The organism is Streptomyces sp. DvalAA-43, from assembly GCF_900091725.1.
GTDB lineage: Bacteria > Actinomycetota > Actinomycetes > Streptomycetales > Streptomycetaceae > Streptomyces > Streptomyces pulveraceus.
The window spans coordinates 19,448-30,768 of record NZ_FMBW01000094.1 but is presented as its reverse complement, the minus strand read 5'-3'; the positions used below and the strand labels follow the sequence as shown (position 1 = coordinate 30,768).

Genomic DNA, 11,321 nt, shown 5'->3' with positions numbered 1-11,321 from the left:
GGCGGGCACGTACGGCTTGTTGGTCCCCGGAGCCGAGCGCTGCGTGTGGTACTGCCTACGGAGAGTGAAACAACTGCTTCCGTGAAAGGCGCCATCCGTGTCGCAGGACGAACAGAGAACGGGCGGCCGGGGTGAACTGCCGGTGACGGCGGAGCTCCCCGGCGACCCGGCCCAGAACCGGCACCCCACGACGGACCGGGTGGTGTTCGGCGTCACCGCCGTCCTCACCCTCGCCTTCGTGGTCTGGGGAGCCACCGCCACCGACTCGCTGGAGGACATCTCCAGCTCCATGCTCAACGGGCTGATCCACAACGGTGGTTGGGCCTTCATGCTCGCCGCCTCCGGCTTCGTGGTCTTCGCGCTCTGGCTCGCCGTCAGCCGCTACGGCAAGATCGTCCTCGGTCAGGAGGGGGAGGAGCCCGAATTCCGGACCGTGTCCTGGGTCGCCATGATGTTCAGCGCCGGCATGGGGATCGGCCTGATGTTCTACGGGGTCAGCGAGCCGCTCGCCCACTTCACCAACCCGCCGCCCGGCACACACCCCTTCGACGCCGCCGACGCGATGCAGACGGCGATGGCCACCACCCTGTTCCACTGGACACTCCACCCCTGGGCGATCTACGCCGTGGTCGGCCTGGCCATCGCGTACAGCACCTTCCGGCGCCGCAGACGGCAGACGATCAGCGCCGTCTTCGAGCCGCTCATCGGGACCCGGCACGCCCATGGCGGGCTCGGCCGGCTGATCGACATCCTCGCCATCTTCGCGACCCTCTTCGGCTCCGCCGCGTCACTGGGCCTCGGCGCCCTCCAGATCGGCAGCGGCTTCCACGAGCTGCACTGGAAGGAGGAGACCGGCACCGGGCTCCTGGTCCTGATCATCGCCGCGCTGACGGTGGCCTTCGTCGCCTCGGCGGTCTCCGGCGTGGAGAAGGGCATCCAGTGGCTCTCCAACACCAACATGGTGCTCGCCCTGGCCCTCGCCGTCTTCGTCTTCGTCGCGGGTCCCACCATCATCGTGCTCGACCTGCTGCCCACGTCGATCGCCGCCTACTTCGGCAATCTCGCCCAGCTCGCCGGACGCACCGAAGCGACCGGCAAGGGCGACGTGGCCGAGTGGCTCGGCAACTGGACCGTCTTCTACTGGGCCTGGTGGATCTCCTGGACACCCTTCGTCGGCATGTTCATCGCCCGGATCAGCCGCGGCCGGACCATCCGCCAGTTCATCGGCGGAGTCATCCTGGTGCCCAGCACCGTCAGCCTGGTCTGGTTCGCGATCTTCGGAGGTACGGCGATCGACCTCCAGGAGGCCGGCCGGCTCGGCAAGGCCGTCACCCAGGAGGCACAGCTCTTCGGTGTGCTCCAGCAGTTCCCGATCGCCACGGCGATGAGCCTGCTGGTGATGATCCTGGTCGGCATCTTCTTCGTCTCGGGAGCCGACGCCGCCTCCATCGTCATGGGCACGCTCTCCCAGAAGGGCATCCTCGAACCGGCCAGGTGGGTCGTCATCTTCTGGGGCGTGGTCACCGGCGCCGTGGCCGCGATCATGCTGCTCATCGGCAACGGCAAGGGCGACGCGCTCGCCGGGCTCCAGAACCTGACGATCCTGGTCGCCGCGCCGTTCACCCTCGTCATGATCGGCATGTGCGTGGCGCTGATGCGGGACCTGCGCCAGGACCCGCTGATCGTGCGGCGCGAATTCGGCGTGGAAGCGGTCGAATCAGCGGTCATCGAAGGCCACGCGAAGTACGCCGGGGACTTCGAGATCCGGATCGGACCGGGCGGCAGCCAGGTCACCACCGGGCTCCACGAGGGCCACGACCCGGAACCGGGCGCCTCCGGCCCGGCGGGCCCGCCGCGCGAGGGCTGAGGCCCCCCGACGACCGGGGGCACCCGCGGCCCGGCCGGAGCGGACCGGCCGGGCCGCTCCGCCCCCGGCGGCGACTAGGATCGGCACCCTGATGACTGCCACTCTCGTCGCCAAGGACCTCGCCGCCGGACACGGCGACCGCACACTCTTCGCCGGACTCGACCTCGTCGTCGCGCCCGGTGACGTGATCGGTCTCGTCGGAGTCAACGGGGCCGGAAAATCGTCCCTGCTCCGGCTGCTGGCCGGACTCGACCGGCCGGAGGAGGGCGAGCTGCGGCTCTCCCCGCCCACCGCCACCGTCGGGCACCTCCCGCAGGAGCCGGAGCGGCGCGAGGGGGAGACCGTGCGGGAGTTCCTGGCCCGCCGCACCGGCGTCGCCGGGGCCCAGACGGCGATGGACGCCGCGACACAGGGACTCGTCGACGGGGCGCCGGGCGCCGACGACGCGTACTCCGAGACGCTGGAGCGCTGGCTGGCCCTCGGCGGCGCGGACCTGGACGAGCGCGCCGAGGAGGTCGCGGCCGACCTCGGGCTGACCATCGGCCTCGACCTGCCGATGACCGCGCTCTCCGGCGGTCAGGCCGCCCGCGCGGGCCTGGCCTCCCTCCTCCTGTCCCGCTACGACGTCTTCCTGCTGGACGAGCCCACCAACGACCTCGACCTGGACGGCCTGGAGCGGCTGGAGCGCTATGTCTCGGGGCTCCGCGCGGGCACCGTGGTCATCAGCCACGACCGCGAATTCCTGATGCGCACGGTCACCAAGGTCCTCGAACTGGACCTGGCCCAGCAGCAGATCAACCTCTACGGCGGTGGCTACGCGGCCTATCTGGAGGAGCGCGAGCGCGCCCGCAGGCACGCCCGCGAGGAGTTCGAGGAGTACGCCGACAAGCGCGCCGCCCTCGAAGGGCGCGCCCAGATGCAGCGCTCCTGGATGGACAAGGGCGTCAAGAACGCCCGCCGCAAGGCCACGGACTCCGACAAGCTCGGCCGCAAGTTCCGCAGCGAGTCGAGCGAGAAGCAGGCCGCGAAGGCCCGGCAGACCCAGCGCATGATCGAACGGCTCGACGTCGTCGACGAACCGCGCAAGGAATGGGAACTGCGGATGGAGATCGCCTCCGCACCCCGCTCCGGCTCGGTCGTGGCGACCCTGCGCGAAGCACAGGCCGTACGCGGCGACTTCTCCTTCGGCCCGGCATCGCTCCAGATCGACTGGGCGGACCGGGTCGCCATCACCGGCGCCAACGGAGCGGGCAAGTCCACCCTGCTCGCCGCCCTGCTCGGCCGCCTCCCGCTGGACTCCGGCCACGCGGCGCTCGGCTCGGGCGTGGTGGTCGGCGAGGTCGACCAGGCCCGCAAGCTGTTCCACGGCACGGAGTCGCTCCTTGAGGCGTTCTGCGCGGCCGTGCCGGACACCGAACCGGCCGAAGTGCGCACGCTGCTCGCCAAGTTCGGCCTGCGCGCCGACCATGTGATGCGCCCCGCCACGACCCTCTCACCGGGAGAGCGGACCCGGTCGGCGCTCGCCCTGCTCCAGGGCAGGGGCGTCAACCTCCTGGTGCTCGACGAGCCGACGAACCACCTCGATCTGCCCGCGATCGAGCAGCTGGAGTCGGCGCTGGATTCGTACACCGGGACGCTGCTGCTGGTGACGCACGACCGGCGCATGCTGGAAGCGGTACGGACCACCCGACGGGTCGAGGTGGCGGCGGGCAGGGTGACCGAGGTCTGAGCCCAGCCCTCCGCCGATCCGTTCCGGTACGCGGAAGAGGTCGAGCCTCCTGGCCTTGCGCCCCGAATGAGCGGGCTTCTCCGACCAGTATGCGGGCGTTCTCCGACGAGTGAACGGGCGTTCTCCGACGAGCCGCCCGTATCTCCCGATGGCATCGGAATCCGGCATGCCAAGTGTGGGTGCCGGTTCGGCCGAGGACCACCGTCCGGCCGCAACGGCCCGACGGACCCGCAGAAGGCCCCGTGCGAACCCGCCGACGCGCGACCCGCATCCTCGCCCACCGCGACGGCGGTGACGCGCTGCTGCGCGACGGCGAGACCGTGCGGGACGGCGATACCGTCGCATACGTCGGAACGGGGCGCACCCAGCGGTCCCATGACGAGGGCGGGGAGGGAGCCGCGTGGGCACACCCCTCCCCGCCCGGTCCCGCTAGCGCTTCCTGCCGCCCTGGTCCGGGTCCGTCAGCCCGGCCCGCCGCAGGGCGTCCGCCATCGCGCTGTTCACCGGTGCCGGAGCCTGGCGGGCGGAGCCGCCGCCACCGCGCCGGTCGCGGTCCTGGCCGCCCTGCCCCTGGCGCTGCCTCGGCGGACGGCCGCCCTGGCCGCCGCGCTCACCGCGCTCGCGCCCGGACTTGCCGCCCTGGGGGCCCGTACCGGCCGCCGTCGCCTCGTCGTCCAGCCGCAGCGTCAACGAGATCCGCTTCCGCGGGACGTCGACGTCCATGACCTTGACCTTGACGATGTCGCCCGGCTTCACGACGTCCCTCGGGTCCTTGACGAACGTCCGCGACATCGCCGACACATGCACCAGGCCGTCCTGGTGCACACCGATGTCCACGAACGCGCCGAACGCCGCGACATTGGTGACGACACCCTCCAGCACCATCCCGGACGCCAGATCGCCGATCTTCTCGACGCCCTCCTTGAAGGTGGCCGTCTTGAACGCCGGACGGGGGTCGCGCCCCGGCTTCTCCAGCTCCTTCAGGATGTCGGTGACCGTCGGCAGACCGAACTTCTCGTCCACGAAGTCGTCGGCCCGCAGCGAGCGCAGCACGCCCGTGTTGCCGATCAGCGAGGCGACGTCGCCGCCGGTCCGCTTCACCATCGCCCGCACCACCGGATACGCCTCCGGGTGCACGCTCGACGCGTCCAGCGGATCGTCGCCCCGGATGCGCAGGAAGCCCGCGCACTGCTCGTACGCCTTCGGGCCCAGCCGCGCCACGTCCTTCAGCGCCCTGCGGGAGTGGAAGGGGCCGTTGGCGTCGCGGTGCGCGACGATGTTCTCGGCGAGCCCCGAGCCGATCCCCGACACCCGCGAGAGCAGCGGGGCGGACGCGGTGTTGACGTCGACACCGACACCGTTCACACAGTCCTCGACGACCGCGTCCAGCGAACGCGACAGCTTCACCTCGGACAGGTCGTGCTGGTACTGGCCCACCCCGATCGACTTCGGGTCGATCTTCACCAGCTCGGCGAGGGGGTCCTGCAGCCGCCGCGCGATGGAGACGGCGCCGCGCAACGACACGTCCATGTCGGGGAGTTCCTGCGAGGCGAAGGCCGACGCCGAGTACACCGAGGCGCCCGCCTCGGACACCATCACCTTGGTGAGCTTCAACTCGGGGTGCTTGTCGATGAGTTCACCGGCGAGCTTGTCGGTCTCGCGGGACGCCGTGCCGTTGCCGATCGCGATCAGGTCGACGTCGTGCGCCCTCGCCAGCCGCTCCAGCGCGGCCAGCGACTGGTCCCACTTGTTCGCCGGGACGTGCGGGTGGATGACATCGGTCGCGACGACCTTGCCGGTCGCGTCGACGACCGCCACCTTCACACCCGTACGGAAACCGGGGTCGAGCCCGAGCGTGGCCCGGGTCCCGGCCGGTGCGGCGAGCAGCAGATCGCGCAGGTTCGACGCGAAGACGCGGACCGCCTCGTCCTCCGCCGCGGTGCGCAGCCGCAGCCGCAGATCGATGCCGAGGTGCACCAGGATCCTGGTCCGCCAGGCCCAGCGCACGGTGTCGCCGAGCCACTTGTCACCGGGACGCCCGCGGTCGGCCACGCCGAAGCGCCGGGCGACCATGTTCTCGTACGTCGAGGGGCCGGGCGTCTCGGAGGGCTCCTCCGGCTCCAGGGCCAGATCGAGCACGTCCTCCTTCTCGCCCCGCAGCATCGCCAGCACCCGGTGCGAGGGCAGCGCGGTGAACGGCTCGGCGAAGTCGAAGTAGTCGGCGAACTTCGCGCCCGCCTCCTCCTTGCCGTCCCGCACCTTGGCGGCCAGCCGCCCGCGCGACCACATGCGCTCACGCAGCTCACCGATCAGATCGGCGTCCTCGGAGAACCGCTCGGTGAGGATGGCGCGGGCCCCCTCCAGCGCCGCCGCGCCGTCCGCGACACCCTTGTCGGCGTCGACGAAGGCGGCGGCAGCGGTGAGAGGCTCGACCGACGGGTCGCCGAGCAGGCCGTCGGCGAGCGGTTCGAGCCCGGCCTCCCGGGCGATCTGGGCCTTGGTGCGCCGCTTGGGCTTGAACGGCAGGTAGATGTCCTCAAGGCGCGCCTTGGTGTCGGCACCCCGGATCTGCGCCTCCAGCGCCTCGTCCAGCTTGCCCTGCTCGCGTACCGAGTCGAGGATCGCCGTCCGGCGGTCCTCCAGCTCCCGCAGATACCGCAGCCGCTCCTCCAACGTGCGCAGCTGCGCGTCGTCGAGCATCTCGGTCGCTTCCTTGCGGTAGCGCGCGATGAACGGCACGGTCGACCCGCCGTCGAGCAGCTCGACGGCCGCCTTCACCTGCCGTTCGCGTACGCCGAGCTCCTCGGCGATCCTGCCTTCGATGGACGTCGTCACGGTTCTACCGACTCGCCTTCTCGTACTGGCTCTACTGGCTGTGCATGCCGGGGCGGGGCCCCTTCGCCTGCATTGTGCCGGGTGGCCGGGCGCCGTGTCGCCCGGCCACCCCGTTGTCGGCCGGACGGCGGCTCAGCCCTTGCCCATCAGGTCCTCGGGGAACGCGCCCGCCGACGCCGCGGTGAACAGGAACCCCCGCGTCAGCTCGGTCAGCCGCTCCACGCCCGCCGCGCCCAGATGCTCGTACGGGGCCGCGTCCATCCGGTCCGTGGCCTCCTCCAGCTCCGTCCGGAGCGCGATGCCCGCCTCCGTCAGCTCGCCCTCGGCGTCCAGGAGTCCGCGCCCGCGCAGTCGTTCGCAGGCCGCGTCCCAGTCGTCGCTGCCCCAGCCGCGGGTGGCGAGTATCCAGCGCGGGGACATCCCCTTACCGGTCGCCGTGTGGCTGACCAGCGCCTCCAGCGGGTCGAGTCCGGCGGTCAGCAGGGCGGCGATATGGCCGTCGCCGCGGTGTTCGCGCAGCAGCGCGCCGGCGTGCCAGTACGCCAGATGCGGCTGCTCGGGCACCGGGAGATCGGCATGGGCGGCGTAGAGCGGCCGGGCGTGTCGGGTGCACCCCTCGGCCGCGCGCAGCGCCAGCCCGGCGGCCTCGGCCAGTTCCGGGGAGGCGATCACCTCCTCGCCCAGCAGCCGCCGCAGGGTGGTGTCGACGGCGCGCAGCCGGGCGTCCAGGACCGCCTGCGGCGAGGCGACGGACCACACGGCGGGCAGGTGCCGGGCCACGTGGTCGTGGTTGAAGTTGTAGAACGCCGCGGTGACCGTGCCCGGACCGACGGCACCCATCGCCGCCGAACGCGTGGCGAAGTACACGGCGTTGGAGTCTTCGATGCCCAGTTCCCCGAGCTCCTTGCCGAGGTCGGGGGAGAAGTAGATCGTCGAGTGCAGCGGGTTGACGGCGTTGTGGCAGCGGCGTCCGGCGCGAGGCGGCAGAGTACTCATGAGGGCACAGTACTGACTGGTCGGTACGGCTGGTATCCCTGGGCGGCACCGACTGCTGGGCACGGCCGGAATCCCCGGGCGGCGCCGAAGCCGGCACGGCCGCGAGATGGCAGGGAAGGTGGGTTTCTCGTCATTGCGGCCATCATCCGGGCCGACCAGGATGACATGCATGACGCAGCGATCCGTACTCGTCGTCCTCTACGACGGTGTCCAGAGCCTCGATGTGACCGGGCCGGTGGAGGTCTTCGCCGGGGCCTCCCGCTTCCCCGGGGCCGGGTACGAATCGCGCACCGCCTCGCTCGACGGCGCCCCGGTCCGCACCTGCAGCGGCCTGACCCTCGTCCCCGACGGACGGCTCGCCGACGCCGAACCGCCCCACACCCTCCTCGTGCCCGGCGGCGAAGGCACCCGCGCCCCCGACCCGGCGCTCGTCGACTGGCTGCGGGAGCACGCCCCGCACGCCGAACGGCTCGTCTCCGTCTGCACCGGAGCCCTGCTGCTCGCCGGGGCCGGACTGCTCGACGGACACCGGGTGACCACGCACTGGACGGTCTGCGAGCAGCTCGCCCGCGACCACCCGGCCGTCGAGGTCGACCCGGACCCGATCTTCGTGCGCGACGGCAGGCTGGCGACCTCCGCGGGGGTCACCGCGGGGATCGACCTGGCCCTCGCCCTCGTCGAGGAGGACCACGGCAGGGACATCGCGCTCACCATCGCCCGGCACCTCGTGGTCTTTCTGCGCAGGCCCGGCAACCAGGCCCAGTTCAGCGCCCAGCTCACCGCGCAGACCGCCCGGCGCGAACCGCTGCGCGAGGTCCAGCACTGGATCACCGAGAACCCCGGAGCGGACCTCTGCGTCGAGGCGCTCGCCGCACGCGCCCGCCTCTCGCCCCGTCACTTCGCACGCGCCTTCCACGCCGAGACGGGCCTCACACCGGGCCGGTACGTCGACCGCGTACGCCTCGAACAGGCCCGCAGGCTGCTGGAGGAGACCACCGACGGTGTCACCGGCATCTCGCGCGCCTGCGGCTACGGCACCCCGGAGGCGATGCGCCGCGCGTTCGTCAAGGCGCTGGGCACCGCTCCCACCGAGTACCGCCGGCGCTTCCGCCCCCATCCCGCCGCCGACCGGCCGATCACGAACGGCCGTCCCGTCACCGACTGACCGCCCGACCACGAAAGGGAACCCATGCAGATCGCCATCGTCCTCTTCGACCGCTTCACCGCACTCGACGCGGTGGGCCCCCACGAGATGCTCGCCCGCACCCCCGGCGCCGAGACCGTGTTCGTCGCCGAGCGGCCCGGACCCGTGCGCAACGACACCGGCACCCTCACGCTCGTCGTCGAGCGTGCCTTCGCCGACGTACCGGCACCCGACGTGGTCATCGTGCCCGGAGGCCCCGGCCAGCGCGACCAGATGGAGAACGAGGCGCTGCTCGGCTGGCTGCGCACCGCCGACGCCACCAGCACCTGGACCACCTCCGTCTGCACCGGCTCGCTGCTGCTCGCCGCGGCCGGACTGCTGACGGGCCGGCGGGCCACGTCGCACTGGCTGCTGCTGGACGTACTGGAGGAGCTCGGCGCCGAGCCGACCAGCGAGCGGGTCGTCATCGACGGCAAGTACGTCACCGCGGCGGGCGTCTCGTCCGGCATCGACATGGGGCTCACCCTGGCCGGCCGGATCGCGGGCGACGAACACGCCCAGGCCGTACAGCTGCTGACCGAGTACGACCCGCAGCCGCCCTACGACGCGGGCTCACCGGAGAAGGCCCCGGCGTCCATGGTCGAGAAGTTCCGGGCCCAGCGCCACTACCTGCTCCAGTAGGGCACCGGCCGTCACGGCCCGGTCGTCCAGGTGAAGCGCGGCGCGCGCCGCTCCAGGAAGGCGGCGGCCCCCTCGGCGGTGTCGCCGCTGCGCCGCGCCTGCTCCGCCCAGTACGCGTCCCGGTCATCGCGCCCGGTGGCGAACTCCTTCGCCGCCGCCTGCGTCAGCCCCGAGCGGGCCACCAGGGTCCGCACATACGCGTCGACCCGCTCGTCCAGCCCGCCGGCCGGCAGCACCTCGTCGACCAGACCGGCACGCAGCGCCCGCGCGGTGTCGATCAGCTCGCCGGAGAACAGCAGATGCTTCGCCGTGGCCGGGCCGGTCAGCGCCACCAGCCGCCGGGTCGACGCCGCGGCGTACACGACACCGAGCTTGGCCGGCGTGACACCGAAGGACGCGCCCTCCTCGGCGAACCGCAGATCGCAGGCGGCCGCCAGCTGGCTGCCCCCGCCCACGCAGTAGCCCCGGATGGCCGCGAGCGTCGGCCGGGGGAACGCCGCCAGCGCCTCCTCGGCCGCCACGGCGAGTGCCTGCGGATCCGTCCCCGGGTCCCGGAGCGAGGCGATGTCCGCACCGGCGCAGAAGGTGTCCCCGGCGCCCGTCAGCACCAGCACCCGGACCGCGGGGTCGGCCGCCAGCCGCTCCAGCAGGACGGGCAGCGCGCCCCACATCGCGGCGGTCATGGCATTCCGTTTGGCGGGGTTGCCGATGACGACGGTGGCGACGCCGTCCGCGACGGTGTGTTCGAGTCCGGGCTCGGTACGGTCCATGCGCCGGATGCTATCCGTACGGTTCGAACCTATGATCAAGAAGGGGTCGCCGACCAGGCACGCACCGTGAGGAGCTTCCCGTGGCCGATCCCGCAACCGAGGGCAGGAGGCTGAGCCGCAGTTTCGGCCGGCTCGCCCTGCTCGGCACCCTTCTCGTCGTGGCCGGCATCGTCGGTCTCGTCTACACCGGCGTCGCGACGCTGACCTCGATGCTCCTGTTCGGCTGGCTGCTGCTGATCGGCGGCATCGTCGGACTGCTGCACGCCATCGACTCCCGCGGCAGCGATTTCTTCTGGCTGGGCGTCGTGGTGGCGGCGCTGAACATCGCCGCCGGAATCGTCGTCATCCGCCATCCGCAGGGCACCGCCGAGGCGCTGACCATGTTCGCCGCGCTGCTCTTCCTGACCGGCGGGGTGTTCCGTCTCGTGGGCAGTGTCGTGGTACGCGGGCCACAGTTCGGCTGGACGCTGCTGCAGGGCGCCTTCGGCCTGCTGCTGGGGCTGCTGGTGCTCTTCGACTGGCCGCACAGCAGTCTCTACGTCCTGGGCCTCTTCTTCTCGCTGGTGCTGCTCTTCGACGGGCTCGGCCTGATCGCCATGGGAGTGGGCGGCCGCCGTATCGTCTCGGTGGTCTCGGAACAGAGGGTGACCGGAGAGCTGACCGACCCATCCCGGCAAGACGAGCAGAAGCGGTCGGAAGGTTAGGTTCTTCAGGTTCTGTCCGGTCGGAATACGTCGATAGGGGTCGACTTCTGTTCAGTGACCCGGCCCGGACCGACTACGCCCCGCACTCTGTACTCGACGTGCAGTCACCACCGAGTGGAGAGCGGGTACCGGACTATGGAGAGCCGCGGGAGTGTCCCCGCCCGGCCCGTGTCGTACGAGGGAGTCTGGCGGTTCACCGCCCCGGCCGTGGACGTCTCCGTCCCGCAGGCCCGGCACGCGGTGCGCGACCTGCTGGAACGCCAGGGCGTGCCGCTCGACGAGGACGTCACCGAGGGGCTGCTGCTCATCGTCTCCGAGCTGGTCACCAACGCGGTGAAGCATGCCGCGCTGCTCTCGCCGGAGCTCGCCGTCGAAGTGGCCGTCGGCGAGGAATGGATCAGGGTGTCCGTCGAGGACAACCACCCCTACCGGCCGACGGCCCTGGAGACGGACCACGCCCAGACCGGCGGGCGCGGTCTGCTGCTGGTCCGCGAGATCACCCGGGAAGCGGGCGGAGCCTGCGATGTGGAGCACACCGCAGGCGGCGGAAAGATCATCTGGGCGGCGCTGCCGCTGAGCCCTCGCCCCTGACCGG

Annotated in this window: 9 protein-coding genes; 6 read left to right on the top strand and 3 right to left on the bottom strand. The window is 71.7% G+C overall.

The window, feature by feature from the left end; all coding sequences use genetic code 11:
* Positions 1–97 precede the first annotated feature (97 nt).
* Entirely contained in the window at positions 98–1,867 is a 1,770-nt protein-coding gene (locus tag GA0115234_RS38665; RefSeq protein WP_256088923.1) for a BCCT family transporter, read from the top strand.
* 91 nt (positions 1,868–1,958) lie between these two features.
* On the top strand, positions 1,959–3,596 hold the full coding sequence (locus GA0115234_RS38660; RefSeq protein WP_093551154.1) for an ABC-F family ATP-binding cassette domain-containing protein: 1,638 nt from the start codon (positions 1,959–1,961) through the stop codon (positions 3,594–3,596).
* 429 nt (positions 3,597–4,025) lie between these two features.
* On the opposite strand, the gene GA0115234_RS38655 is transcribed toward GA0115234_RS38660, so the two are convergent.
* Together GA0115234_RS38655 and GA0115234_RS38650 are read right to left on the bottom strand one after the other, a co-directional pair.
* Positions 4,026–6,431: a Tex family protein gene (locus GA0115234_RS38655; protein WP_093551152.1), complete on the bottom strand. Its 2,406-nt coding sequence runs from the start codon at positions 6,429–6,431 to the stop codon at positions 4,026–4,028.
* 132 nt (positions 6,432–6,563) lie between these two features.
* A complete protein-coding gene (locus tag GA0115234_RS38650; protein ID WP_093551150.1) occupies positions 6,564–7,427 on the bottom strand; it encodes an SCO6745 family protein in 864 nt (287 codons plus the stop codon).
* A 169-nt stretch (positions 7,428–7,596) separates the two neighbouring features.
* Between GA0115234_RS38650 and GA0115234_RS38645 the strand changes: the two genes are divergently transcribed.
* Together GA0115234_RS38645 and GA0115234_RS38640 are read left to right on the top strand one after the other, a co-directional pair.
* On the top strand, positions 7,597–8,592 hold the full coding sequence (locus GA0115234_RS38645) for a GlxA family transcriptional regulator (RefSeq protein ID WP_093551148.1): 996 nt from the start codon (positions 7,597–7,599) through the stop codon (positions 8,590–8,592).
* A 24-nt stretch (positions 8,593–8,616) separates the two neighbouring features.
* Complete coding sequence (locus GA0115234_RS38640; protein ID WP_093551146.1) at positions 8,617–9,252, top strand: DJ-1/PfpI family protein; 636 nt, start codon at positions 8,617–8,619, stop codon at positions 9,250–9,252.
* Positions 9,253–9,263: 11 nt separating this feature from the next.
* Here the strand turns inward: GA0115234_RS38640 and GA0115234_RS38635 are convergent, their stop codons facing one another.
* A complete protein-coding gene (locus GA0115234_RS38635; protein ID WP_093551144.1) occupies positions 9,264–10,022 on the bottom strand; it encodes an enoyl-CoA hydratase/isomerase family protein in 759 nt (252 codons plus the stop codon).
* Positions 10,023–10,102: 80 nt separating this feature from the next.
* Between GA0115234_RS38635 and GA0115234_RS38630 the strand changes: the two genes are divergently transcribed.
* Positions 10,103–10,726, top strand: a complete 624-nt coding sequence (locus GA0115234_RS38630; protein ID WP_093551142.1) for an HdeD family acid-resistance protein — start codon at positions 10,103–10,105, stop codon at positions 10,724–10,726.
* Positions 10,727–10,861: 135 nt separating this feature from the next.
* Complete coding sequence (locus GA0115234_RS38625; RefSeq protein ID WP_093551140.1) at positions 10,862–11,317, top strand: ATP-binding protein; 456 nt, start codon at positions 10,862–10,864, stop codon at positions 11,315–11,317.
* The last annotated feature ends 4 nt before the right edge of the window (positions 11,318–11,321 follow it).